This is a genomic window from Neobacillus sp. CF12, from assembly GCF_030348765.1.
Lineage (GTDB): Bacteria > Bacillota > Bacilli > Bacillales > Cytobacillaceae > Neobacillus.
In genome coordinates, this window is record NZ_JAUCEU010000007.1 from 936,939 (window position 1) to 963,001 (window position 26,063).

Consider the following 26,063-nt stretch of genomic DNA (forward strand, 5'->3'; position numbering starts at 1 on the left):
TGGAGGAATTAGGGGTACTGGCAAATTACTAGTTTAGGTGGAGGTAAAAGTCGATCAATCAGGTGGGCAAAAGAAAGTGCAATTAAACTTAAGACTGCAGCAGCTCGTAACCCTTTTGAAAAGACAGTCTATCAGAGTCATATTTTAAGCCTTGGTATGTATATTAATATGATTCTTCAATACAAAGAGCACCTATCAAAGTTGGAGTCGGAGATAGATGCCCTCGCTAAAGAAATTGAAGAATATAATATTATCAAATCTATCCCAGGTATCGGAGAAAAAATCGCTGCAACGATTATTTCAGAAATTGGGGAGATAGATCGATTTAATGATCCTAAAAAGCTTATAGCATTCGCTGGAGTGGACCCTAGTGTCTTTGAATCTGGTAAATTTTCTGCCACTAAAAATCGAATCACAAAAAAAGGTTCAAGTAGACTTAGACACGCCTTATATATGGCTGTTCGTTGTGCGATTCGTGATTGCCGTAAAAAGAAAACAACGGATGAAATCATCCCTCGCAACAAGAAAATGCGAGAGTTTTACGACAAGAAACGTGGTGAAGGAAAGCCCTTTAAAGTAGCTGTAATTGCATGTGTAAATAAACTCTTACATTGGATATTTGCCCTTTTAAAGAACAGAACAACTTTCCAAGATATAGCTTAGAACCAAAAATAAACTAAATAAAACAAAACCTTCCAAAAACAGAATAACGGAAGGTTATTTGGCATGCACATTTTTAGTATAGCATGAGTTATTTTAAGTTTTTATTGAAAATATTGACAAACTATTAGCTGGTTTAGTCTTTCTGTAAATTTATCGGTGAAATATAGGTATTCAACCTTATGTTTTGTGACCATTAATTGTGATGCAAGTATTGCAGTGTAGATAATTGTTAATAGTATACCAAAAACTGCTATCCCAAATTATAAGTCCTTGTAATATAAAATAACAATCTCCATTTTTAAAAGAATTTATAGGAATTCATTCTTAGATTTATTCAATTTAAGGTTTTAGAATGACTTTTATACAATTATCGGTCCTTGTGTCAAAAACTTCGTATCCATGCTTTGCCTGGTCTAATGGAAGAACATGTGTAATTACATCACCAATATCAACCTTTCCTTCAGATATAAGATTATAAAGAAAAGGCATATACGGAATAACTGGGGCCTGACCCGTTTTAATGTCAACATTTCTTTGGAAGATGTCTCCTAACGGGAATCCATTGTAACGTCCCCCATAAACACCGGTAATTTGGATGGTCCCAGCTTTCCGTACAGCCTGTGACGCAATGACAAGCCCGCCCATCGCACCGCCATGAAGCTTCATTCCGGAAGCAAGATATTCAAGAGGAGTCATCTTGCCGCTCATACCTGAACAATCAATAACGATATCTGCTCCGCCTCGTGTTATCTCTCTTAAATATTCGCCAACGTTTTCATGTTCTTCAAAATTTACAGTCTCCACTTTATTGGTTCGTTTCGCATGCTCAAGCCGGTAATTGAGGTAATCGACAGCAATAACTCGCTCAGCACCTTTATACCAGGCAAATTTTTGAGCAAGGAGACCTACTGGACCACATCCTAAAACGATGACAGTATCACCAGCTTTGACACCAGAGTGATCTACACTCCAATAAGCTGTTGAGGCTGCATCTGCAAGTAACACTAACTTTTCATCTTCTACTTCGCAATTCTCCGGTATTTTAAAGGGTGTAAAGTTTCCATATGGAACTCGCATATATTCAGCTTGTCCGCCAGCATATCCACCGGTTGTTTCTGAATATCCAAAGAAACCGCCCATTTCACCATGAGGGTTTGAATTATCACATTGGCTAGTTATGTCATGGTTACAGTACCAGCAATGCCCGCAGCTTACATTAAAGGGAATAATTACCCGATCCCCTTTTTTCAATTTTGTTACTTCGGGTCCTACTTCTTCGACTACCCCCATCGGTTCATGGCCTATTACGTAATCAGTTGGCAAATTGGGAATCATTTGATGAATCAAATGCAAATCGGATCCGCATATAGCAGAAGTTGTTATTTTTACAATGATATCATCGCCATTTTTAATTTTTGGGTCTTTTACTTCTTTAACCTGGACATTTTTATTCCCCTGGTACGTGACAGCTTTCATTTTTCTCTAACCTCCCTTATTTATTAGGCGTTGCAAACATTCCAAGTCTATCCGTATCATTCGGGAATAAGTTCATCCCGGCAATCATTAAAGCATTTTCGGCAGATTTAAGATCCAACTCAACTTGCTTGCCAACATCGTTCGGATATAACCAGCCCTTGCTTATCATCAATTCAGATATCTCGGTGTGTAAATCAATAGATAGTTCCATTTGCCTGTATAATGCCTCTCTTAACTCCAGGCTCGATGTTTCAGTTAACGCAATGGCATATGTATGAATGCCCGTTTTAACTGAAAGAAGAAACTCTAATGCAATGCCCGAATCTGCCATTTCTGGCATATGTTCAGCCCCTTGGGGATCCAAATAATCCATTTCCATTTTTTTCACCTCACCCTATATAATTGGTTCTTGCACCTTTATAAAATTCTTTAAGTTCATTTATCGCTGCGATTGATTGTTGAACATCTTTTTCCATTAGTGCTTTTAAATCATTATCGAAGCAAAGCCCCTGCATAAGCTTTGATTTCAATAAGCATACAGTTTTCAGGTTTAATACCTCATGTGTTTCCATTGTTTCATGATAAGCCAAGATTTCCTTCTCCATAACTTCACCTCCTGAAATTAAAATCCCTTTACTATGTGAAAATTATTCAGTGAAATATTACTGGTTATGGCATATTTTTGGTGGAATATGAATCTCCTGACTGAAGCATGATAAGAGAAGTTTTTAAAGATTGGAGAGATACACTTGACAAAATATTTAGGACTTCATGAAACACTGGAGACACTCGAGTTAATTGCATTTAAAACAGTATGTATAACAAAAGCTGTAACTATGAGCAAATTGCTTCCTGATGGAGATCTTAAAACGATTCTTTCTGGTGATTTAGAATCAGGAAGTCAAGGTCTGAAGCAACTTCAGACCTTTATAACAAACCGGGAGGAGACTCACAATGACTAATCTCATGCAAAATATGGCTGGAATGGGAGGATTAACAGAACGGGCAATCGCCTCGGATTTTCTGATTTCATCTAAATCTGCAGTCAGAAATCTCGCATTTGCTATTACGGAAACAGCCACACCTGAACTGAAATCAGCTCTTCGCGAGCAATTAAGAAATGCAGTGGATACACATGCCAAGATAACAGATTTTATGACTGCTAATGGATATTATCACCCTAATAATTTAGGTGACCAATTAAATGTAAGACTGCAGGATGCACAAACAGCTTTAAACCTTAAAGATCAATAGGGGCAGTATCGTATGTTTTATGCAATAAAAAATCAGCTGCTATTAAACAGCTGATTTTTTCCTTCAATATATTACACAGGTAGATCTTCAACCTGCCCGTCAGTTGAAGAAGAAAAGCCGCCTGTCACTGTTACCTTTTCATTACCGTAATCATTGTATAAAATTCAAATGAACTTTTCTGGGTTTCTTACTTTTAGCAATGATACATTACCACAGCTAACACAAAAACAAGCATCGACAGGAGAGTATTTCAAAACTGTATTTTTCTTAAAAAGGGCTCCATATCCCTTAAATTTAACAGTCTGTGTTCTCCTGGACCCACATTGAAACATTCCCTATCCTTTTTCCTTGGAACCCTCATAGTACCTACCCCGTTAGCCATCCATGCAGAACAAAATGAGTGCTGCTCCACAAAGAATGAAAATGGTTAGGAAGTGTCCATACTGATACTGACCTTAATCCAGTCAACCCTAATCCATAGACTTATTAATTATCGCTCTCCTCTTTTTTTAACGATTGAGCAGGGTCTTCTTAAGTTTTGTCATTTTTCTAATCTTGAAGAAACTTATTTTCATGGTAGTTAAATAACAATTTCAATTTCTACTAAAGAATTGAACCTACTTGGCTTCTCCTTTTACTAGTCTAATTGCGTTTTTATTTATTTTATAAATCATAACAATTAAATAAATGTCAAAAAGCTGGATTTAAAATCTGGTCTTACTTTATATTTTTTAATTTAATGTGAGGGAGCTTCTTACTTGCTATAAATTGCGAATCATTTCCTTTATTTCATCACGTTTTTGAATGGTTGTATCGTTTTCATTTGGGAAAATTGCTGTAGCACCACCGTCATTTTCAATATCAACTAGTAAATCGTCTAAAAAATTTGAAAGAGGTATGTTGAAAGCTTCGTAAGACTCATCTATTTTGACAGCCTCCATTTCAGCAAAGCTTCGACTGGGCCAAACAGGTAGTAAAAAGGGATAGTCTCCATCATCATCTTCTAAAAGTAATAAGTCGCCATTTTTATCGCGTAGTAACCATACCTGTTCATCCGTTACAACCATACCATAAAAATATGCAAGTCGCTTTTCAGCAGGACGGTTTAAAATAAATCGTTTAATTAATTTCATATATGTCATTCCTTTACGATAATTATTAAAAAATATACTAAGTAAAATAGAAAGTTATTATATTTTCAAGGAGAATTATACCATTTCTTCTTCAACTAAACTTCCCCTTTACTTGAAGAAGAAATAGAAGAATCAACTGCCGCAGCAACTCATTACGATCTTCAAGTCTTGCACCCGATAGTTTAAGTGAAACGATTCACAAACTGAATGGATATGCGAAAGTAAAAACATCAAGGAAGGTATTTTGTATAGTCACCAATTTGAATCAAGAATTGTTTTAGATCACTTATTACTTCTGATTTATTCCCATATTTTTTTTGTTCTGCTAAATAAAACGCATCGGAAAAATAATGAAACTCCTTTTCTATCCACTCAAAACTTTCTAGCATATGATCATTTAATCGGTCCATCATCTGAATTACCTCGGATGTATCTCCCGATTTATTTAAATACTCATTTAGTAATCCCAGAATTATCTTAGGAGGCAAATCATTTTGGATCTCCCCCTTGAAGCATTTTAATTTAAAACATATATCGATAGGCTTTTCTTTAGCAGATAAGGATATATCGATAATTTCATAAGGTGGGCTATCTAGGTTTTCAATTACTTTGTCTGCCCATTTTATTACATCCTGAACATTATAATACCCAATGGAAATTCCTAGTCTATATATTTCCGCCATTAATTTTAAATCCATAAGTAATCTCCTATTTGTTTGCCTATAAAATTCTGCAATTTTTGGTTATATCCTTCTCTCACTAAACTGCCCTTTAGTTCAATAAGAAAAGGCTACCTTAATTAGCAGCCAGTTCTTGAAGTAAAGCACCCGTTAGTATAAGTGAGGAATTTCACAAGACCCCTAAATTGACGAACTCTTTATTACTTAAGGTAAAATCAATCAAAGAATACTTTATAAAAATTCTCCCTGCCTAACTGGTCAAGGTAGTCAATCTTTCTTTTTTCATAGAAGTCTTCAGCATCTCCTCTTTCAAAAAACCAGACACTATCAATAAAAATGCTCAATTTATATACGTCAAACAAATGTATTTTTTCCACAATGCTTAATGGTTTATGTTTCGTGTATTCTTCTATAATTTTCTTCGCTTCAGTTAAATTAATCACATCGTATTTATCGTGGGTCCAAGCCCAGGACTCAATTAATCCAACAAGGTCAAAAAGAAGATAAGTGTAATTCGCATCATCAAAGTCAAGCAAAGCAACAAATTTATTATTATTATAAAGAATATTTGAAGTGTGAAAGTCTGAATGGCAAATTCCCATCGGCAATGATTGGGGAAGTTCTAGCGTAAGCAATCCTTTATCTATCCAATTAAATTTCTTCTTTGAATTTAAGGAATTTATTCGTTTGTATGCTGCTATCGCTTGTTCTCGGCAAAACTCTACTCCATAGTTCCACCGACTTTCCTTATGGATTGGCGAATAACTTTGGGTAATCTTATGCAACTCAGCAGCCTTTTGAATCAGTATCTTTTTTTGCCCTTCGTTTGGCTCTTCAATATGATGACCTTCTATGTAGCTAAAAACGACAAATGGCTTTAAATTATAGTTACCCACAAAGCTTCCAGTATTATTTATAAAGGGTTGAGGGCAGGGATAATTGTTTTCCTTTAAATAACTAAGCAAGTTGGTTTCAAATAAAACTGAATTCTTTGTACGGTTTTCATAATACCTAAACACAAAATACCCATTCGTTGTTTGAACTTTATAATTGGTTTGAACAGTTCCTTCTGAAATAGGTTTAGAGTTAATGTACTTCCCAAGATTATAATTAGCAAAAATGTGTTGAAGTGCTTCATTGGTAAATACCGTTTTTACAGCCATAATATACTCCTCTTAACATATTCATCTTTTTCCATTTATTATAGCATCCTTCTTAAGCTAACCTTCCCCTTTAGTTGAAGAAGAAATAGAAGAATCAACTGCCGCAGCAACGCATTACGATCTTCAAGTCTTGTACCCGTTAGTGTAAGTACAATCCTTCACAAAGTCCATTTATGATTTGATTAGGGAGGGGGCTGCAATATTCCCTTCATTCCGTTCAGCTACAGGCTTTATGATTTGATTTACACTATAATTAGAATCAAAAAAAGCGTTGAGTTTTCTCAACGCCTATTAAATAAGGTCAAACTCTGCTCCATCAGGATATAAAACGACATATTCTTCATCTTCAGGATTTAAATAAGCAATTTTTGCACCCTGTAGTAAATTATTATTATTAAGTTCCTCTATTATTGTTCGTGAAGCCTTTTCAACATCTACGACATAGTTGAAAATATTAGCTGTGCCACTGCCAATATCACCACCATCACACGAACCATTCCCTGTCCAACCTAAACATTCATTCATTATGTCTTCAACGGTGTGCCTAAGTTTCTGTGCTGTTTGCATTTCGTCTTCATTGTAGCTGTATTGAACCACTAGCTCGATTAATTCGTCCTCTTCTAGATAATCAAAACCTTCGTTAACTTTTTCTTCAGCTAGTTCATCCATTACTTTTTCTGCCCTTTTAAACATCTGTAATTTCACTTCTTCTGTTTCACCAGTATCCCCAACAGTACCGTAATGGATCATTAAGGTTCTACCGTCTTGCCAAACTTCCCAATAAATAGTTTCTTCTTCCTCTTGCTTAATTAATTTAATCAAATAAACACCGCCATAACTAAATAGTTTTTTCTGTAATAATACAAATTCAACATCGAATGAAGTATTCCTGCTTTCACTAAACCAGCTAATAGGATGTCAATATTTTTCATTAAAAAACAAAAAATTAAATGCTATACTAAAAATGCTCATGCCAAATAACCTTCCTCACTTATATTGGAAGGTTTTTCATTAGTTACTTAATTGTATCTCTTAAGCCAAATCAAGGAAAGTTTCTTTGCTTATTAGTAAGGCAAAAATCCAATGAATAAGTTTGTTTGTACATTCAATTACGTATTTTAAATGTGGACTATAAATCGTTGGTCTGGCCCTATGCACATAACATCCTCAACTTTTCTAGTATTGTGAATAAAGAAGTTTTTACTACTGGGGTATTATAGTCACCTGCGATAAGGTAAACAGGAACTGATGTGTCAAATGAATGATTAGAAAGGACTGTAGGAATAGTGAAAATGTCATCTGAAGTAAGAAAAATTTTGTTATGCACCTTGTCCCAATCAATTCCTCCCCAAAATGCAATCGGAAAACAACCTGTCATATTTCTTGTAATCGTGCCGCTTTCGCTGTCATCTAATATTTCCACTTTCTCTTTTTCAGGGAATACCTCTAAAATCTCAGTAATTTGTTGCTCCCTACGCAATTTTTCTTCCTGTTTCTTTCTTTTTTGGACTAGATATTCGATACGCTTTTTTCTTTCTTCTCTATTCAAGGATAATGCCCCTTTACTAATTGATTATATTATAAAGAAAATGGAATATATTAGTCTATGTATATATATTGAATATACAAACGTTTTATTGTATAATTATACTGGGTTGGATGGTAATCGTGGACATCATAGTATTTAGCGTAGGCGGGGCTGATACGAACTAAAGCAAGAGCTAGTTGGCTCTTTTTTTATTGGGTTAAATATTATTTAGATTTTAGATATTGAATAAAAATGCACCATTGTTTTAGTCTTTGTGTGGTCTTGTACAACTATAGAACCCGTTCGTGAAATATCAATTCTTAATTGGTTAGCATTAAATAATAAAACTTCGCATCCTGAAATGCAGTAGGTTAATAGAATTTACTATTGTATAGTACAATGCAATCCCTGCAAATATAGCAATAATTGCACCACTACCTTTAGGTATTTGTTTGTTCTTCTTGTATAAAAGTAACGTTGTTACAACAACAATTATAAAATATGATGCAGATATTATTATTTTATATCTTTCCATTTTAATATCCTCAACCGCAATTCTAAAACTTTCCAACTCTTCGTTAGTATCGTTATTCTATACAACAGTAATTATGTTATCTCGATCACCAATTTACCAAGTAAATGTGTTTTGTTCTTTTATTACAGTGTATTGATAGCCTCCTGCTTTTTCTTCACCGATAACAAAAGGTGAACTGGCAAATACAATTGGAACAACTACTATGAAAAGTAAAATGAACATTGATAACATTACTAACAACTTCTCTTTCAAGTACATCTCCCCTATACCCTATTTACAACAATAATACTACAAGATTTTGGAAAATGGGTTTAATTTTATCTTAAAGTAACCTCACCCGTTAGTGGAACAATAAAAAGAGCCGCAGCTACGACTCTTTGTATCGAAGAAGCCTCGTTGAACAAGAAGACTTTCTTTTCGTGAATGATCAATCCTATGTTATTTGCACTTTCAAGATTGTAAATTTCCTCTCCAAAAGGTCAACACTTTATAGATTATCCGTGCTTTTTTTAGGTAAACACTCTTCTTCCGGCCTTATATTTACCAGTTTCCACTCTTCACTGATTACTTTTCGAAATTGAGCAATTTCTACATCCGTTCCATTTGTTAATGTAACAAAGATAAAACAATAATCCGCTCCATCATTACCATGAAAGTAAATATATTTAACGTATCCATTTTTCACGGTTGGGTACAAAAGTTGAATTAATTTACACCAGGTCCCATATTTTATCCCTACAACATCTTCCCCGTTATGATCCCACCCATGATACGGTGCACATAAAAAATCCTCTTCATACTTACTCAAATTCGAAATTCGAAAACCCTCTTTTTCATAAACTAGCTGGATAAATCCATATGAATAACCAAAATACTCCGCTTTCTTATCTTTAAAACCCTCAATCGTTTCAATTTCATAAAAATACTTTATTCCTTTTTTTCCATCAGGTACTCGAAAAAGCTTTATTAAACTCGTATGCCCAATCCCTGCAAATGAATTAAAATATTTATCATAACTTACTTTATTTTTATACTCTTGAGAGAAAAAATTATAAGCAATTGGAAATGGAGTACGAGCCTGACCAACCGTACCGCAACTTCTCCTGCTAATATTTTCAGCTTCACGTAGGACGCTAAAATAGTTAATTATAGTATCTTCAGGGGTTCTGGTTAATTCAAGAGGTAGCTTGATTTGATCCTGAGCTTTTTCGGAAAAAGGCGAAAAGAACTCCCAATTTTCAAATCTTAAATTTAAAGCTTTCAAGCAAGATGGACGAAAATATTTTTGATGATACGAGTTTATGTCCATCCGGTTCCGTTTTTGCATATTCATCACCCTAGTTTCAGTTTATGGGTGATTAAAGGATAGGTGAAAGACCTGTATTTACTTCAAATATATTTTATGCTATTTCGAAAGTAAGTGGTGTAGAACATAAACAGACAAGGTTCTTATAATTGTTCCTAAGATTACCAGTTACTCCGTCCTTTTAAAAAGCATAAAAAACTCTATTATCTTGTGAACACCCTGCTAAACTCAAGAAAGAATAAGGTGCGACAAGTATCCTTCTTATAATGAATTTCTCCCCTTTTATGAAATAGCAACCCTCAATTAATACTTTTTGTTCTAACCTAACCCGTTTAATAACTTTCAGAAATATAAACAATATTTTGAATAACTGAGTTAACTTCCTCGTTGTCTTTAATTACAAATAAATGATCTGCTTCACCCTCTGTTGGGTCAACTATATCTTCTTTTATAGTTTCAGTCTGTTGCCTAACAAGCACTTCCTCAAAATTTGTATATGCACCCCTTAATATATTCGTACTTCTTTGACTTTGAATAACTCGTTCTTGAAGAACAATATCAGGAATATCAAAATGGACCAAGATACGGACAAACTCATCAGCATTAAACAACTCTTCAAGCAAATACAATCGTCCTTTTCGACTTCGATTTGCGTTGCAAATAATAAAGTGAAAATCAGTATGTTCTTTAGCATAATCGACAATCAGCTTTGAGAGAGAATGCTTAAGAGTATTGGGTCCTTGTCTTGGTTGTAAGTTCTTATAATATGTATTAATAAATTCAGCGTGGTTATCCTGATCCATAACAAAAGAGTTATTTAACTGTTTTTCTAACGCATTTGCAAATGTAGTTTTTCCAGAATGGGTTTTACCCACTGTAATAATTACTAACCTTTTCATAGCTTCAACTCCTTCAAGCCTAATTCTTGAAATAAAAAAAATCCTTTATTGCTTTCTTGTTTAACTAACCTAACATTAGCATAATAAATCCAGCTGCCAAATGGCAGCTGGATTATCATTAATGCACCCCATTAGTTGAAGTAATTCTCAATACTTCTTTTATTTGTAACCACTAGTAACTTCTCACTGTATATTCCAAATCTATTAAAAAAATTAGGTTTTCCAACTTCTTCAAAATGTCTGTTCCATTTAAACATTTTAAAAAAAATATTTATTGTAGGAGTGTAATTTGATTTTTCTAATCCAAGTTTTTGTAATAAAAACCTCTTTATTATGCGATAGGTTCTTATTGAATATTTTGTATCTAGGTAAATAATCAATTCAGCATTTTGAAAACTACTAACCACCCAATCCTCATTATGAACTCCTTCAATAATCCAAGTTTTAGAATGAATAATAGAATATAAATACTTTTCTCTTTCTTCATCTGTTCTTCTTATATCTCCAGACATTTTCCTTTTCCAAACAACATTATCTAATTCATAAAATGGGATATTTAACTTTGTGGATAATTTTTTTGCTAACGTTGTTTTTCCACTTCCAACGGAACCAATAATACGTATTTTTTTAGGAATTTTATTTTTCAAATTAAACCACCCACATCAATTAATACATTTTAATACTTATTCTATTTAGAACTGGATGTCTCCTCTTAGTTCAACAAGAAAAAAGACCGCCACAGCGATCCCCCTATATAAAACCTGACTTTCTCCTTTTGAAACATCTACACCAACTACTGGATTCATTTTTTATCTCTTCCTATCCATTTATTTGTCAGTAACCCCTATTCCTCCATGCAGTATCATAGCTTCGCTTTTTATACGAGATCATTGTCCCAACCAGCCTCAATCATGTTTCTCCAAGTAGGGGGCGGACAGTTTAGTTGACGGGATCATTCTCCCACGCACCCGTACGTCCTACCCTGGCTACTGATATAATAGATTCTTTTAAAAAAGGTCAACCAGTAAAAACTGGGTAACCTTATAATACGAACCCACCTGTTAGTTTAAGTATAACCCTACACATATAATATTTTTATTGGAAAAGAGGTTTTTGTTCAAATGTTCAAAGATAAGAGTATAGCTTTTCAAGTTAGATAGTTTTCTAACTCCACAAGGAAAGCTACTTTGAATAATCATCACAGGTACACTCTAGGCCATTTATTGTTACAATGGTGCCTCGAGCTTTTCTAATTTTTCCCCTAAGCTTTCTCCCAATCGGTTTTCTTTCCACAAAACTGTAATAACGAAGCCAATGACCATAATGACAGCAGCGAATAGATAAGGATAGTGGATGTTTACGTCAAATAATATTCCACCCATCGCTGGCCCACCGATAGTACCTAAGCTCGTATAGGTTGAATTCATTCCAGCAACAAATCCTTGCTCTTTCCCGGCAGCTTTTGATAAAAAAGTCGTCAATGCCGGGCGAAGCAAGTCAAATGCGAGGAAGATGAAGCAAGTTACCGCCAGTACTGCCAAATTGCTAGAGATTACAGTGGACACCACCGCCAATATTGCACCTATAATTAAACATAATTGGATCAGTTTTTTTCACCAAGTATATCTACCATTTTTCCAAACATGAATACTTGCATAACAACTCCGAAGATTGAGCTGATTGTAATAATAGCTGCAATCTCCTTCGGCGTGAAGCCAAATTTATGATCAGAAAAAAGGCTGAAAACTGTTTCATATGCTGATAAACCGAAAGCAAGTACAAATACAATGATAAAGGCAGTAAAGTAACGCGGATTAAGTGATCTTTTGAAATCGCCTATAAAGTTTATTTGCTTTGAATTAGCAGAAATTTCTGCAAGCTGTTCCTTTGTTTGCGGCTCTTTTAAGATAAATATTGATGAAATGCATGCTAAAAAGGCAATGCCTGCCGCAAAGAAGAAGGGCATACGTATACCGTATTCTGCAATAAAGCCACCGATGCCAGGTCCGATAATAAAGCCAGTACTAATGGCGGCAGAAATATAGCCTATCGCTTTGGGCCGTTCCTGAACCGATGTAATATCTGCAACATATGCAGTAACGCCTGGCATAATAAAGGCGGCACTAGTTCCCCCTAGGATCCTGGATATATAAAGCACTGATACATTCGTGCCTAGACCAAAGATAAGTTCTGAAACACCAAAAAGAAACAAGCCGATTATGATGATTTTCTTTCTGCCATAATGGTCAACCCATCGTCCTGCGAGCGGTGATATAAGTAGTTGTGCCACCGCAAGTACGGCGACAAGATAGCCCATCGTTTTTCCAGATAAATGCATGATATTCATAAAAGACGGCATAACCGGAACGATGAGACCTATACCTAGAAATGCAATGAATATATTGCTTAAAAGAATAATTAATACCAACTTTTGTTCTTTAATTGTTTTCTTCATATATACACCACTTTCTGTATAAACATTCTCTACAATACTGTCCAAGAGGCTTCTACTCTTTTAGAAGGTTTCGTTCAATAAATAATTAAGGAGCTCATGATTATCAACTGCATAATCATGAGCTCCTTGTATCACTACAGAACAAATAAATGCTTAGAAACTGCACAAAATAAAATTCTATCTGCTCTGATTCTTTATAATGAATATGATTCTCCATCATCAGGTACTAATACATTCGAGGAGATTCCTTTTTCATTAATAAAGCTTTTTAATTCTTCTTTTGATAATGTCCAATGATTGACAGCTTCCATATGGACAGAAATGATTTTTGCATCTGGAGCAGCTTTATAAACTTCATAAATGTCATCTTTCCCCATAATTAGAGAACCACCTTCAGAGAGTTGAACATCCCCGCCGTTGACCACAATGATTTTTGGTTTGTGTGTTTCAATTACTTCCTGAACAGCTTCATACCAAACAGTATCTCCAGCTACATATAATGTTGTCTCATTTGAGTGTTTGAAGACAACGCCGCACACTAGACCAGTAACCTTTAGGATTTCGCCTCTTCCATGCTCGCCTTTTGTTTTAATTAGTTGGATTCCTTCAAAGACTGTATTCTCTTGTAAAACCTCTACATTTTGGAAGCCTGCATTTTGAATTTCAGTTGCATCTTCTTCATTTTGGGAAAATATTTTAATCTCTTTGGGCAGCGCTTCTTTAGCAGCATCATCCCAGTGGTCATAATGTAGATGAGTGACAATAACAGCATCAACATTATGAATGATATCGTCAATGGATATTGGTAAACTAACTAAAGGATTATTTGAGTTGTTTTTTCTTAATAAGGGGAAAGGCGGGTAAGTCCCTTTTTCTGATAACATTGGATCGATTAAAAACTTCTTTCCCGCATATTCAACGACAATTGTTGCATTACGAATTTGATGTATATTCATATATATTAACTCCTTTATCTTTTGAAATTTTCTCTGAACAATGTATAGTCTAAACTATTGAAAATGAGGGATACATAGATTAAGTAAAGTCTTTTGGCGGTTTGACTTTATTTATGAAAGAAGTTAAATAAATGTTAGATAACACAGATATGCATATCTTGAAGGAACTAACTAAGAACAGTCGGATTAAAATGAAAAAAATTGGGTGAAAAAGTCCATTTGACTGGACCGGCTACTTCAGCTAGAGTGGCGAAATTAGAGGACAATGGGGTTATTGAGGGGTACACCATTAAAGTGAATCAAGTAAAAATGGGGTATCTTGTTCACGCAATTATACATATTTATACGAAAAGCACGAATCATTAATCATAAACAACTACAAAGTCAGTGGTGAAAGCTGTTATCTTCTCGAATGCAATATCCCATGCAATGAAATATTCTATGAATTCTTGACAGGTTTGAGCAATTTGGTGAGCTCCAAATTATCCATTGTTATTAACAAATAGTATCAATACACATGCGACATTGTGAAGGAATACACTTAAACAAATGGAGGCATTAATCCAAGATGAACTACACCCGTTAGCTTAAGTACAAGTTTTCACAAACTTTTTACACAAGATAAACTAGAGGCTGTTAATCGCATTAACAGCCTCTAGAGGTTTTAACTCTTTTTCTTACATTTTCACTTTAATAAATTTCCGTTTTCCTACCTGCACAATTATGCCGTCAGTGACAATTAGGGTTAAATGAGGATTGTCCACTTGTTCCCCGTTTACTTTTACGCCTTTGTTATCAATCATTCTTCTTGCTTCGCTCTTGGAGGATAACATTTCCAAACCAACTAATAGGTCGATGATTGATGTTTCCTTATCTCCTTTCCATTCAATTACAAGAATATCATCGGGCATAGAGCCCTTTTGGAAGACCGTGACAAAATGATGTTCAGCCTGCTCTGCCGCTTCAATACCGTGGTACATTCTTACAATTGTCTTACCAAGCAGCATTTTGGCATCCCTTGGATGAAGTTCCCCTGTTTCTAACTGTTTCTTAGTTGTCTGAATTTGTTCAGGTGTAAAATCTGTTACTAGCTCGAAGTATTTAGTCATTAACTCATCTGGAATGGACATTGCTTTTCCGTACATTTCCTGCGGGCTCTCATCAATGCCGATGTAGTTTTTCTTGGATTTAGACATCTTCTCGACACCATCAAGCCCTTCCAGTAATGGCATTAGCAACGCAATTTGCTTTTCCTTCCCAAACTTTTCTTGAAAGTGTCTTCCCATTAGAATATTAAAATGCTGATCAGTCCCGCCAAGCTCAACATCTGATTCCAGTACAACAGAATCGTATCCCTGCATCAAAGGGTAGAAGAATTCGTGGAGTGAGATTGGTTTCCCCAATGCGATACGTTCTTCAAAATCGTCCCTTTCTAAAAGCCTTGCCACGGTGATCTTGCCTGCCAATTGAATTACATCTTCAAAATTTAGTTCAGTCAACCATTTAGAGTTGTAATGTAATTCAACTTTTTCCATATCGATAACTTTTGCAAATTGCTCGAAGTATGTTTTGGCATTATGCTTCACTTCTTCATCTGTCAATTGTTTTCTAGCCACCGATTTCCCTGTCGGATCTCCAATTTTCCCTGTAAAGTCCCCAATAATTAGTTGGATAATATGTCCGTTCTCTTGAAACTGTCTCATTTTGTTAAGGACCACGGTATGCCCAAGATGAACATCTGGAGCAGAAGGATCTAAACCAAGTTTTATCTTTAATGGTTTGTTTTGCAGAACCGACTTGGCTACTTTTTCCTCTAATTCTTCAAGCGGAATAATGTCCTTTACCCCTTGTGTGTATATGCTCATTTGTCTTTTTACCTCAACTAATTGTTCTGCGTTAAGTTGATTCATTACCTCATTCATTGCTCATTCCTCCAAATTTTAAAATATAAAAACCACGCCCCTATAAAAGGGACGTGGTTTAACTTTTGCACGCGGTACCACCCTTGTTGAAGGAATTCATCCTTCCACTCTACGAATAACGGCTCGTCCGTTCTTTGCTTATAACTAACAAAGAAAGCTCCAGAAATGTAATTCGTTGTTATCTGTGTGTCGATTTGCACCAACCATCGACTCTCTGCTTACAGGGAGATAACTACTACTGGGTTTCCCATCAACGCTTTTAATATTCAGTTGTTTTCTAAAAATTATTATCCATTATTACTCTTCTTAGGACTCTGGATAGGTTTTTCTGTTCATAGGCAGATAAACCTGATACAATCTGAACCTCGCCATTATGGAACTGGGGATAAAGGTCCTCCATCACTTTTTTTCCCTTATCGGTTAGAGAAACATACGTAATTCTTCTGTCCCTGTTATCCGTCTTCCTAAAACACAACTCTTTTCTTTCAAGAGTTTTGGTTATATTGCTTATTGTTGCTTTTGAGACTCCAGCGGACTCAGCTAATTTTTTAGTCTCAATTGATTCCCAGATCCACAAATCATAAAGCATAGAAAAGGCTGTCCAAGATAAGCCATATTGCGATAAGACTTCCTGTTCCATTTTATTTCTCAATCCTTGTGCTACTCGATAAATATTCGTGACGACTGATATTGCATCAAGATTTAGGGAACTAATAGGAATTTTAGTTAAGCGATTAATTGTATCTATTTCTTCAGGGAGTAATTCTCCATCTTCATTAAATGAATGAATAATATCCACTCCTAATTTTCTGAATCGTTAGCTATGAAATGATAATAACAAAAAATGATAAAGGTTGCAACACCAAGTTTTGATTATTTAACTAACCTGCCCCTATACTTCAATAAGAACGTGCTAGAATCCTTATTGACATCTCTTCATTTAATTTAAGTGGAATCCTCTTTCACAAAGTTTACTTTATCATTGAATAAATACAAGTGTCAGTTAGCTTGCTACCATCTGCGGATAAATCATCATTTCTTAATGTTCCTTCTAGTTCAAAACCTAGTTTTTCTGGGATCGAACGACTTTTAAAGTTTGTTGATTCACATCTAATTTCAATCCTTCTAAATTTGAGTTGCTGAAAGCCAAGGTTAGTTAACTCACTTACTGCTTCTGTCATATATCCATTTCCACTAAATTGGGAGTTAATCCAGTATCCAATTTCACATTTAGAAATCTTCCAATTAATTCCGTGAAGGCTAGCAGTTCCAATAAAATCATTAGTACCCTTATGAAAGATAAGATAGCGAAAGCTTTCTCTTTTCAAAAAATCTATATGGGCATTTCTCAGGATAATTTCTGTTTCTTCAACAGTAGGAATTGCATTGTATAAAAACAACCATTGCTTTAACTCATTAATTGAATATTTAATAGCTTGATTTACTACATTCCCGTCACCAGCTTGAAGTGGTGCTCGAAGAATTAGTCTGTCTGTTTCTATTTGTAACGGAACATCTATTAAAATAGGATTCATATAATTTCCCCTCTCTAAAATTTTAATTATGACCTAATGAAACTTATATAATAAAAAAACTTTCACCCCTTATTTATAATTTACTCCAGTATAGATTCATTTAAATTGCTGTTAATGTAATTCAACAAAAAAGTACATTAATCCTCCAAGGGATCCATGTACTTATAATTGTTATTAAATTAAACTGCTTCGTTAGGCGAATAAGAAAAGGCTGCCATAATGACAGCCCAGATCTTCAACTCTTGCACCCGTTACTTTAAGTACGATACTTCACAAACTTACTCAACGAAAAAGGCAATGTTAATTAAACATCGCCCAAAATACTTCTAGAATAAATTAATCTTCTGTCCCTAAAACATCTGTATTTGGGGGCTCATAACCCATCTGACGGAGCATGGCTACTATTTGTCCCTTGTGATGAAACTCGTGAGTAATGGTGTGCATTAGCAATTTACGAGGAGTAATAGATAGTAGTTCAGGTGCTTCTCTCCAAGGGATTTCTCTCTCAATTAGCAGGTTTAATTTATGTCCATGTAGTTCTAATAATTCATTTACTATTGAATCTACTTGTTCAAATCGTGCTATTATTTCCTCTAAACTGAGATTATGTAATTCTTCCCTTGGAGTAAGTGGTTTTTTTGTCTTCAATAAAACAAATGAGCCAAGCCATGCAACATAGCAATCTGCTATATGAACCAATGTGTCTCTTACACTTTGCCAACCGAAACCATTAGTATGAGTAAAGTGATTAGGATCTAATTTCCCACAAAAATCTAACAGAGTTCCTCTAGACTGTCGAACCCATCCATATTCGTGTTGAAGCATCAAAACACCCACCTTAACAGATATAACTACTTATTCTATACAGGTTTAGAAAACCCCTTTCTTACTGATTATTCATTTATTAATAAAAAAAGACCATTTCAAGTGCACCGAATTCTTATTAAACTAAATATCCTTTCAGAATAAAGGTTCTTCGAAGCATATCCCTATTTAACGTAAGCATCCGTTAGTTTAATAGCAATATATCACAAACGTTTTCTTAATTTAAAAAGACTGTCGTAACAATCTTACCATGTCGATTAGAGGTGTATTTTCAGGATAGCTGAAGAAGGAGTTCTACGTTAAATCAACTCATATGAATGTCATTGCCATAACGAACCAATTGTAGTTTCCTTGCCAAAGATTGGGATGCGAAATTGTCCCAAGAAGTGCTATATAGAGCAGTTCTTCCTTGTTTTTGTACCTCTGAAGCCCATGCATTGGTAACATCCGCACCGTATGCTCCTCCTCGGTAATCTTCATGTGTAAATACACTTGCTTCGGCCGCTTTTGAGGTCTGCCTTGCACTACAACAAATTGAAACAGGAATGTTATCTTCAACAATTACAAAACAAGGTTGCTTATTCTCAAAATCCTCAAACGTGTATGGGAAATGAGGCTTTAAAATTTCTTTGTTTTTATTAGTTACTATAATTGCTTTTGTACAAGTCCTGTCCCTGACATCGGGAAACACATACGCTGGTCCAATCCATAAATTATTTACTATACGGTCTATGCCTAAAACCTTTATTACTTCTCCTAGATGAGCACCAGGATTTGACCCCATAACTTGTTCTAACTTCTTTACAAGACTATCATCCAGCGATTTTGAAAACCTTACTACACTACCCAATCTGGTGGCACCAATAAAAATTCGTGGTGCAGCATCGTATGGCAGTTCATTAACGACTGTCACTCTATTTTCAGTATCGTGTCTAAATAGCACATTTACATGATGTACCATCAATTCTAAATCAGATAACATTTACATTCCCCCCAATAACTTCATCATCCAATATTCAAGAAGTTACGGTTGTTTCCCTTCTTATTAAACTAAACTGCCAGTTAGCACAAAGAGAAAAGCCGTCAAATTGACAGCTCCGTTTCTTTAATTCTTGCCCCGGTTAGCGTAGTTGATGGAACTATTCGTATCCAGGTGCACCGGTGTATTAGGCTGTCCGTGAGCAACCGTAAGTTACTGTCGTTGGCGTTTATTTTCTTCGCTTTGACGGACGATCTCGTCAACGACGTGCTCGATCGGTGCGGTGGCGTCGATTATAATTCCGTTTTTGGGAATGTCTTCTATCGTTTGGTGCAATCGCGCAATGAGTTCCCGTTCCGTTTTCTTTCCGCCCCACTCATTTTCCGGTCGCTCGTCAAGCCGCCGGTTCAATGTATCAAGGTCGACCTCGAGGACAAACACGCCGTCAAATAGATCTATGAATTTCGAAAAGTTCCTAGAACCACCGCAGAAAAATGTTACCGCCTCATCCTGGTTGGCGACCAAAGCTTTTACTTTATCTACATACCAAATGTGGTGCTCGTGCGTGACGCCATCCGTCCGTGTACCAGTTTCCGGATCGCCTTGATAAGCCAATTCATGGTCACCATTAATGGCATGGTAGCCGCGCCGCTTCAATTCTTTGCAGACCGAAGTTTTGCCGGTGCCGGAAACACCTTCAATCAGATAATTCCTAATGCCCATGGCTAGACCCTCCATTTCTGTCGCTAAACTACTTCTTTAATTCAATAACAAAAATGGATCGCCGCAGCGATCCACGTTCTTCAACTATGGTCCCCGTTACTTTAAGTACAATTCTTCACAAACTGATATTGCTTCACAAAACTGACCTGCAGCAGAACATCGAAAAGGCGATTTCTAATTAAAGGATCGCACCCAATATATATAGAAACCGACTAGATTAATATCTATATGAATTATTTATTCGAATGAGAGGAAAGACCCCGACCTATAAGGTTTGCAGAAACAGGCTTTTTCCCTAATTCCCTTGCCCAAATTGATAATTGCCCTATATGGTGAATTTCGTGAGCAATAGTATGTCGCATTATTTCACCCCAAGTATCCGTCACAATTCTTCCATCTTGCAAGGTATCATAAAATAATTGATTTTCCATACTAGCATCCCAGTTGTTCACAAAGTTTTCCACCTCTAAATGAAATTCAGTGTCCAATTTTCGAACTTTGTTCAAGCTTTTATAACTATCGAAACTCTCCTGAAAGTCAGTTTTACCTTGTAATAGACGTATCCAGCTCCATTCGACATCAACAATATGGAAAAGTGTATGCAATATACTTCCCATTCCACCCGTTCGGTTCCGCAAAAGTTCTTCTTCACTTAACTCTTCACACCAACGATACCAGTCTTCTCTTACCATCCAGTTATATCTAAAAAAAGTCTGCAATAATGCCCCTCCTCATTTTGAAAATAATTTAACTGTTAAAATACTATTAGATAAACGCCAAACATTGTTAAATATTACTATTTCTACAAACATAGGTTGAATTCCTTTTTCAACAATCCTGCCCCTTTAGTTCAAAAAGAAAATGTGATTCCTCTTGTGGGAAATTACAAAATCGCATGGATATAAAGTTAAACATGCGTTTAAAATTCCCGTAATTATATCAAAATTTTTACTTTCCTTTTGTTAAAATATAACTTTTTCTTATCATATCTTGTATTCCTTCCTTTGGAATAGTACCGTCAAGAATTATAGAATTCCAATGGTCTTTATTAAGGTGGAATGCTGGAACCACGGAAGGATAAATTTGACGCATCAAGTCTAGTAAATTAGGTTCATCTTTTACATTAACCCAAACACGTTCATCCTTTTCAAATATCCATGCAAAAACCTTTTTCTTATCCATATGTCGTATTACTGTCCATTTCTTATCACGAAAGGGTGTATCTATATATGCGTTCCCCAATTCTAAACAGTAATCAATAACTTCCTCTCTATTATTCATTTTTTTGTTTCCACCTCGTTAAATACACTTGATTTTGATAATCTGCTTCGTTTATTTTAACAAAAACTTTTATGTTCACTAAAATCAAGCCTTTTTTATTAATATTATGTGGGGCTGTAATCAGAATCCTTGACCAGAAAATCTTATAATTGACTTTCAGTATCATCAACAAGATAATCCGCATTTATAATTCTTTTAACAACAAAAGACAAAACTCAAATCATTCAAGGAATAATAATGGTCTTTAAGACAATCATACTTTGCTGAAGCATACCATGGGGACGGTTCTAGCGGTCCTTTTTGTCTAACTTGTACCATGAGAACCGTCCCTCATGACACCTTTCTAGAGAAGGCAAACTATTTAAAATATGTAAAATTTACAGGAGTACATCATCTCATACTTACAATGTTTGAATCTTTATTATTATATGGAAACCAAACGTTTATTGATGAACCTTATTCAATACTTACAAAAGAGATAAATAAAAAAGCATTCAAAATATGAATGCTTTTTCTGTGCATAAATAGTATTTATCTCCTTATCACCATAAGTTACATTAATAAAATAATCACTTAAGGTTTGAATATAACCTTCAGCATCTTTTTCATTTATTGCAGTAATCATTGAACTAACAAGAAAAGTTATCTTTCTCTCATCAGTAGTATTAAACCCTGCTTTAGTGCACACCACCGAATTTAAGGTAGATGTAACTTTATCATATTACCTTATTTAAATTATTATCGGCAAAAACCGGAAATGAATGCATTGATGGATACTATCACAAAAAGACCATCAAATCGAAGGTCTTTTTACTAATATCATTTCGAAGAAGAGTAAATCCTTCTCTTTTCTATTCCTGCTTAAGGATGTGCTTGTATTTCAACAATTTAAAATTTATATCACCTAAATCATTGAGTTTTGTATTTTCATCTCGTTTCGATTGCAGCGGCGTGAAACTAAATGTCATGGAATCAAGGTTAAAATCCTGTTCTTTACCTTCTGGAACAAAAACTTTAATTATTGTTGTTACCTCATACCATCTCTTTGATACTTTACCGGTATGATCCAAGACGTGGCGCACTTCTGTGATTTTTTCCCAATCCCAGGACATGGGTTCTCCATACTCTTTCGTGATCATCTGATCCACTTTTGGCTCAATAAAATCCAACATCATGTCATCAGGCGTTGAATAAAGTTCCTTTTTTATTTTACCGCTCGGAGGAACCTCAGCCTTAGTAGCGGAAAAAGGTATGAATAGCAAAAACGACATAAATAACAAGGATAATTAAAGGACCACACATTCTAGACATAACTATTATATGTGATCAAATTTATTATCCTCTACAACTTACGCACCTATTAGTTGAAGAAAAGACTATAGGGTAGCACCCTCACGAGGCTACCCTATAGTCTATTTTCTAAATTGTGTTTTTACTAATTAATATCCAAATCCACAGTTATTTGAGCCGAATCCTTATTAAAAAAAGATTTTACTCGTTCCTCGGTTTTTGACCAAGTTAATGGAGTCATTTGAACCAACAATTCAATTGAAGATTTATTAAGGTTCATAGTGTAACTTAATCTTAAACTTTCTACAAATTGAAAACTCTCATTAAATCTCTCCACAGTCTCTGCATTAGAGTAATTTTGTTTATCAGGTTTATGAAAAAGATGTTCACTTAACTCTTTCAGGTAACCACTTTGAGGCACAATCTTAATTACTAAACCATCTGATTTCAACAATCTATTAAATTCCGCATTATTTGACGGAGATAAGATATTAAGAATAACATCGAACTGTTTATTCTTAAATGGTGTGTTAGCTAGGTCAGCAACAGCCCAAATCTTATTAGAGTAGTCCTTAGAAGCTACCATGATACCTTCTTTAGAAATATATATTCCTACTCCTACTACACTTTTTTCAGACTTAACATTATCGTAAATATTAGAAAGATGTGAACCCTCGCCACACCCTATTAGTTATGCGTGATGATTCATTTTACCATACACCTCTCCCCTTTTTCATCGAAAGCGTGCTTAAAATCAAACGCAAAAGAAGTGGGTCCATTCTGTACATAATAGTTATATCTTTTAAAAGCCTCTTCCCAAGAGACATCCTTCACCTCCTCTGTCCACCACACTACATATGAAAGGTGTTTCTCTGGATAAGACTCCATCCATTTGCTTCGATCTCTCAACGCTTGCCGGTGCTGACCTGAATAGGTAAAACGATGCAAGGCTTGAAGGCTTCTCCATACTGTTAGTGTAAGCACGGGATAACCATCCCCTTTGGTGGCTTCCACGGGGATAGGGACTCCATAAGGTGAAAACTCCTTTATTAGTTGCCCTGTTTTGGCAGCCTGTCGAATTACTTCATACCCCACTTCAAAAAACACACGAGAAGCAGGATGGTCATAAGGTTGATTTAGTCTACCAACCGTATAAATTGATACAAAAGCCATAAGAATCCCTCCATTTATAGTCCCTTACCTAGTTATATTCGAGAGAGGAAGGATCTTATAACTTCTAATTACACGTCGGGTCTTTCCTTTCAAACAGCTGTTCTACTTGATTGTTATTGTTCCTTTTATCTTTAAATCATCACTTAGTTAACATAATATAGTTATGAATATCATAGTGATCATTTTATGGACTCACCATGTTTAGTTCCAACTCACTTGACAAATTCAAGTCAACTATTTTACAGCCCTATTTTATTTTCAATAATGCTTGATCCTTTACCAAACAATTTGCTATATAAATTTCTAATTCTTAAATTTTATTAACTCCGCTGTTTTAATTAAATCTTCATTATTTATTTTCTATAAATTCTTCATTTGGCTTTGGAATTAATTTCTTTTCAAAAAGAAAATTAAACAGGTTTTTATTACTATTGTTATAAAAAGAAAGAAATTTTTGTATTGTCACAAGGAGTTGTTTAAATGGTTGAATGGGTTCAACATGCAGATGGAATTTGGCAATACATCGCTAAATTAATATCACACTATTATTTTCTTGTTTTACGATATCTAGAAATTGTTCACGGATAATTAGATATTTTTACTTGGGGTTACATCCTTTTACGGGTTGTAATCCAATGAAGGCAACTCCTTGAAGTCCCCACCTTGTATCGCAAAATACTAGAATGATAATAAAAATGGCGAGCCACAAACTGATAATCGTTTTGGCACGCAATTTTTATTACTTTAAAATCTTTATTATTATGAAGTGGTAAAACTTTTTCCGTTTAGATAATACGCAGACTCCTGAAAGGTGCTGAAAGCTACTTCTATCTCTGGAATTCCGAGTGCGTGAATATGTTTGTTACAATTTTGGCAAATTGGTCCTGAATCTCCTGACCGCGTTCGAACCATTTAACTTCAATCAACGGGTATCCTTGAACTTCATCACCAACAAATACATAAGTTGATTGGACAATTTCTAAGGTGAAATAAAAGATTGTCTTTCCATGAACATAGCGGTAAAGGAAAATCAAAACCCTGTTTGTACAAAAAAGGAACTTGACAATTCCAAGCTCCTTTTTTATTGGATTAGATGGTAACTGATTTATTTATCTTTGAATAGGAACGGTTGAATTTCACAGAATAACTCAACACATAAATAACCATTAGGGTGGCGAGCACATTTAGTACCATTAACGAAACGTTCAAATTAAAAAATTGAGTCAGTGCTCCTACCCCCACAACCGGAACAATAAACCCGGTGTAGCCACATAAATAAAAAGCCGTGATAACTCGTGGACGTTCTTCTAGTTTCGGTAACTCACCGGCTAACCTTAACGTAATTTGAAACATCCAGCCACCGCCAACAGCTTGGAAGAATATACCGGTCCAGAGTAACATTAAACTCGTTGTTTGACCAGAAAGCACAATAACCCAAGACCCAATAATAATCAAAAGTAATCCTAAACGGATTCGTGTAACGGGATTACCCGGCCAAGGAATGAACTGAGCCAAGGCCCCTCCACCTAGAAGTAACAAAATTAATAAGCCAGGGACAGATAGGTTGGAAGTATGGATGACATTTTTAGCAAATGAAGGTACAAGGGATAAAACAATTCCTTGCAACGTGAAACCTATAAAAATCGGCAGCCCGATAAACGACCAAAAATGGGAGCGAATATTGGTCGGTACACCAATTGAGATCTTAGTTTTTCCAGATTTTTGACCATGCAAGTAATGCTCTTTTGGCAGGGTCTCCAAAATCAATAATGCACTAATTAACATGATAAGGAGAATCCAAAATGGTAAACGAAGCGGCTGCCAATCTAGATATTGCAACACTAAACCTGCAATAGCGGGTCCCAGGCCAAAACCAATTAGTACCGTTACTCCTGATAACTTAATCGCTGTGCTCATTTTAGCTGGAGAAGTTACTTTAATTAAAAAGGCAACAGCTGTACCCGTAAAAGCTCCATATGCGACACCTTCTAATATCCTTGCAAGATAGAGCATCCAGACATTAAAACTCGCCAGAAAAATCAAGGTGGAAGCGATTGAAATCCATATACTTACCCGAAGAACTCTTTTCAAACCCCATGTACTGCCTTTTGCTCCTACAATAAGCAATGTTGGCACTAGGATAGCGGCATAGATGGCAAACAATATGGTTATTTGTAGACTATTCAACTGGTAGTATTCACTGTATATAGGAAATAAAGATGAAATAAACGTTGCCCCACACGACATCATAAGAATAACCCATAGCATTCTTTTCATTCTGTTCCCT

At 35.3% G+C, this 26,063-nt stretch carries 27 protein-coding genes, 4 pseudogenes and 1 other annotated feature; of the genes and pseudogenes, 4 read left to right on the plus strand and 27 right to left on the minus strand.

What is annotated here, in order from left to right; all coding sequences use genetic code 11:
* Positions 1 to 45: 45 nt before the first annotated feature.
* A pseudogene (locus QUG14_RS04720) lies at positions 46 to 663 on the plus strand (IS110 family RNA-guided transposase); the annotation flags it as partial.
* Positions 664 to 1,002: 339 nt separating this feature from the next.
* On the opposite strand, the gene QUG14_RS04725 reads toward QUG14_RS04720, so the two are convergent.
* The 3 genes from QUG14_RS04725 to QUG14_RS04735 are packed head-to-tail and all read right to left on the minus strand — an operon-like array spanning position 1,003 to position 2,744.
* Positions 1,003 to 2,139: a zinc-dependent alcohol dehydrogenase gene (locus QUG14_RS04725; RefSeq protein WP_289339374.1), complete on the minus strand. Its 1,137-nt coding sequence runs from the start codon at positions 2,137 to 2,139 to the stop codon at positions 1,003 to 1,005.
* Between the two features lie 16 nt (positions 2,140 to 2,155).
* A complete protein-coding gene (locus QUG14_RS04730; RefSeq protein ID WP_289339375.1) occupies positions 2,156 to 2,518 on the minus strand; it encodes a spore coat protein in 363 nt (120 codons plus the stop codon).
* A gap of 10 nt (positions 2,519 to 2,528) precedes the next feature.
* On the minus strand, positions 2,529 to 2,744 hold the full coding sequence (locus QUG14_RS04735) for a spore coat protein (RefSeq protein ID WP_283955524.1): 216 nt from the start codon (positions 2,742 to 2,744) through the stop codon (positions 2,529 to 2,531).
* A 144-nt stretch (positions 2,745 to 2,888) separates the two neighbouring features.
* Between QUG14_RS04735 and QUG14_RS04740 the strand changes: the two genes are divergently transcribed.
* Complete coding sequence (locus QUG14_RS04740; protein WP_289339376.1) at positions 2,889 to 3,101, plus strand: hypothetical protein; 213 nt, start codon at positions 2,889 to 2,891, stop codon at positions 3,099 to 3,101.
* Positions 3,094 to 3,393 (plus strand): spore coat protein, encoded by a 300-nt coding sequence (locus QUG14_RS04745; RefSeq protein ID WP_289339377.1) that lies wholly within the window; start codon positions 3,094 to 3,096, stop codon positions 3,391 to 3,393. Before QUG14_RS04740 ends, QUG14_RS04745 begins: the two co-directional genes overlap by 8 nt.
* A gap of 761 nt (positions 3,394 to 4,154) precedes the next feature.
* Here the strand turns inward: QUG14_RS04745 and QUG14_RS04750 are convergent.
* The 11 genes and pseudogenes from QUG14_RS04750 to QUG14_RS04800 all read right to left on the minus strand — a co-directional run bounded on the left by QUG14_RS04750 (position 4,155) and on the right by QUG14_RS04800 (position 14,048).
* The gene (locus tag QUG14_RS04750; protein ID WP_289339378.1) at positions 4,155 to 4,526 is read right to left on the minus strand and encodes a DUF2750 domain-containing protein; all 372 of its coding nucleotides are present in this window, start codon (positions 4,524 to 4,526) and stop codon (positions 4,155 to 4,157) included.
* 230 nt (positions 4,527 to 4,756) lie between these two features.
* A complete protein-coding gene (locus QUG14_RS04755) occupies positions 4,757 to 5,224 on the minus strand; it encodes a hypothetical protein (RefSeq protein WP_289339379.1) in 468 nt (155 codons plus the stop codon).
* A 197-nt stretch (positions 5,225 to 5,421) separates the two neighbouring features.
* The gene (locus QUG14_RS04760) at positions 5,422 to 6,369 is read right to left on the minus strand and encodes a homoserine kinase (RefSeq protein WP_289339380.1); all 948 of its coding nucleotides are present in this window, start codon (positions 6,367 to 6,369) and stop codon (positions 5,422 to 5,424) included.
* 291 nt (positions 6,370 to 6,660) lie between these two features.
* Complete coding sequence (locus tag QUG14_RS04765) at positions 6,661 to 7,191, minus strand: hypothetical protein (RefSeq protein WP_289339381.1); 531 nt, start codon at positions 7,189 to 7,191, stop codon at positions 6,661 to 6,663.
* A gap of 328 nt (positions 7,192 to 7,519) precedes the next feature.
* The gene (locus QUG14_RS04770; protein WP_289339382.1) at positions 7,520 to 7,918 is read right to left on the minus strand and encodes a CDI toxin immunity protein; all 399 of its coding nucleotides are present in this window, start codon (positions 7,916 to 7,918) and stop codon (positions 7,520 to 7,522) included.
* Between the two features lie 607 nt (positions 7,919 to 8,525).
* Positions 8,526 to 8,684, minus strand: a complete 159-nt coding sequence (locus QUG14_RS04775; RefSeq protein ID WP_289339383.1) for a hypothetical protein — start codon at positions 8,682 to 8,684, stop codon at positions 8,526 to 8,528.
* Between the two features lie 235 nt (positions 8,685 to 8,919).
* Complete coding sequence (locus QUG14_RS04780; protein ID WP_289339384.1) at positions 8,920 to 9,759, minus strand: hypothetical protein; 840 nt, start codon at positions 9,757 to 9,759, stop codon at positions 8,920 to 8,922.
* 311 nt (positions 9,760 to 10,070) lie between these two features.
* The gene (locus QUG14_RS04785; protein ID WP_289339385.1) at positions 10,071 to 10,637 is read right to left on the minus strand and encodes an AAA family ATPase; all 567 of its coding nucleotides are present in this window, start codon (positions 10,635 to 10,637) and stop codon (positions 10,071 to 10,073) included.
* Positions 10,638 to 10,768: 131 nt separating this feature from the next.
* On the minus strand, positions 10,769 to 11,284 hold the full coding sequence (locus tag QUG14_RS04790; RefSeq protein ID WP_289339386.1) for an AAA family ATPase: 516 nt from the start codon (positions 11,282 to 11,284) through the stop codon (positions 10,769 to 10,771).
* 579 nt (positions 11,285 to 11,863) lie between these two features.
* Positions 11,864 to 13,092: pseudogene (locus QUG14_RS04795) on the minus strand (MFS transporter).
* 194 nt (positions 13,093 to 13,286) lie between these two features.
* Complete coding sequence (locus QUG14_RS04800; RefSeq protein ID WP_289339387.1) at positions 13,287 to 14,048, minus strand: MBL fold metallo-hydrolase; 762 nt, start codon at positions 14,046 to 14,048, stop codon at positions 13,287 to 13,289.
* A 131-nt stretch (positions 14,049 to 14,179) separates the two neighbouring features.
* Between QUG14_RS04800 and QUG14_RS04805 the strand changes: the two are divergent.
* Positions 14,180 to 14,554 (plus strand): annotated as a pseudogene (locus tag QUG14_RS04805) (Lrp/AsnC family transcriptional regulator).
* 171 nt (positions 14,555 to 14,725) lie between these two features.
* Here the strand turns inward: QUG14_RS04805 and tyrS are convergent.
* The 13 genes and pseudogenes from tyrS to QUG14_RS04870 all read right to left on the minus strand — a co-directional run bounded on the left by tyrS (position 14,726) and on the right by QUG14_RS04870 (position 26,053).
* Entirely contained in the window at positions 14,726 to 15,970 is a 1,245-nt protein-coding gene (gene tyrS, locus QUG14_RS04810; protein ID WP_289339388.1) for a tyrosine--tRNA ligase, read from the minus strand.
* Positions 15,971 to 16,014: 44 nt separating this feature from the next.
* Positions 16,015 to 16,233: a binding site (T-box leader), on the minus strand.
* 14 nt (positions 16,234 to 16,247) lie between these two features.
* A complete protein-coding gene (locus tag QUG14_RS04815; protein WP_289344069.1) occupies positions 16,248 to 16,760 on the minus strand; it encodes a MarR family transcriptional regulator in 513 nt (170 codons plus the stop codon).
* Positions 16,761 to 16,941: 181 nt separating this feature from the next.
* Positions 16,942 to 17,505, minus strand: coding sequence for a GNAT family N-acetyltransferase (locus tag QUG14_RS04820; protein WP_289339389.1), 564 nt, complete (start codon positions 17,503 to 17,505; stop codon positions 16,942 to 16,944).
* A 336-nt stretch (positions 17,506 to 17,841) separates the two neighbouring features.
* Positions 17,842 to 18,330, minus strand: a complete 489-nt coding sequence (locus QUG14_RS04825; RefSeq protein WP_289339390.1) for a DinB family protein — start codon at positions 18,328 to 18,330, stop codon at positions 17,842 to 17,844.
* A 304-nt stretch (positions 18,331 to 18,634) separates the two neighbouring features.
* Positions 18,635 to 19,312: a GNAT family N-acetyltransferase gene (locus tag QUG14_RS04830; RefSeq protein WP_289339391.1), complete on the minus strand. Its 678-nt coding sequence runs from the start codon at positions 19,310 to 19,312 to the stop codon at positions 18,635 to 18,637.
* Between the two features lie 210 nt (positions 19,313 to 19,522).
* Positions 19,523 to 20,032 (minus strand): AAA family ATPase, encoded by a 510-nt coding sequence (locus QUG14_RS04835; RefSeq protein ID WP_289339392.1) that lies wholly within the window; start codon positions 20,030 to 20,032, stop codon positions 19,523 to 19,525.
* 233 nt (positions 20,033 to 20,265) lie between these two features.
* Positions 20,266 to 20,751, minus strand: a complete 486-nt coding sequence (locus QUG14_RS04840; RefSeq protein WP_289339393.1) for a DinB family protein — start codon at positions 20,749 to 20,751, stop codon at positions 20,266 to 20,268.
* A gap of 229 nt (positions 20,752 to 20,980) precedes the next feature.
* A complete protein-coding gene (locus QUG14_RS04845; RefSeq protein WP_289339394.1) occupies positions 20,981 to 21,313 on the minus strand; it encodes an MmcQ/YjbR family DNA-binding protein in 333 nt (110 codons plus the stop codon).
* Positions 21,314 to 22,164: 851 nt separating this feature from the next.
* On the minus strand, positions 22,165 to 22,584 hold the full coding sequence (locus tag QUG14_RS04850; RefSeq protein WP_353961102.1) for a DUF3888 domain-containing protein: 420 nt from the start codon (positions 22,582 to 22,584) through the stop codon (positions 22,165 to 22,167).
* A 164-nt stretch (positions 22,585 to 22,748) separates the two neighbouring features.
* The gene (locus QUG14_RS04855) at positions 22,749 to 23,291 is read right to left on the minus strand and encodes a methyltransferase domain-containing protein (RefSeq protein WP_289344070.1); all 543 of its coding nucleotides are present in this window, start codon (positions 23,289 to 23,291) and stop codon (positions 22,749 to 22,751) included.
* 17 nt (positions 23,292 to 23,308) lie between these two features.
* The gene (locus QUG14_RS04860; RefSeq protein ID WP_289339396.1) at positions 23,309 to 23,776 is read right to left on the minus strand and encodes a DUF3291 domain-containing protein; all 468 of its coding nucleotides are present in this window, start codon (positions 23,774 to 23,776) and stop codon (positions 23,309 to 23,311) included.
* Positions 23,777 to 24,535: 759 nt separating this feature from the next.
* Positions 24,536 to 24,765: pseudogene (locus QUG14_RS04865) on the minus strand (DUF1904 family protein); the annotation flags it as partial.
* Positions 24,766 to 24,865: 100 nt separating this feature from the next.
* Positions 24,866 to 26,053 carry an MFS transporter gene (locus QUG14_RS04870; protein ID WP_289339398.1) on the minus strand — a complete coding sequence of 396 codons (1,188 nt, stop codon included), beginning with the start codon at positions 26,051 to 26,053 and terminating at the stop codon, positions 24,866 to 24,868.
* Positions 26,054 to 26,063 lie beyond the last annotated feature (10 nt).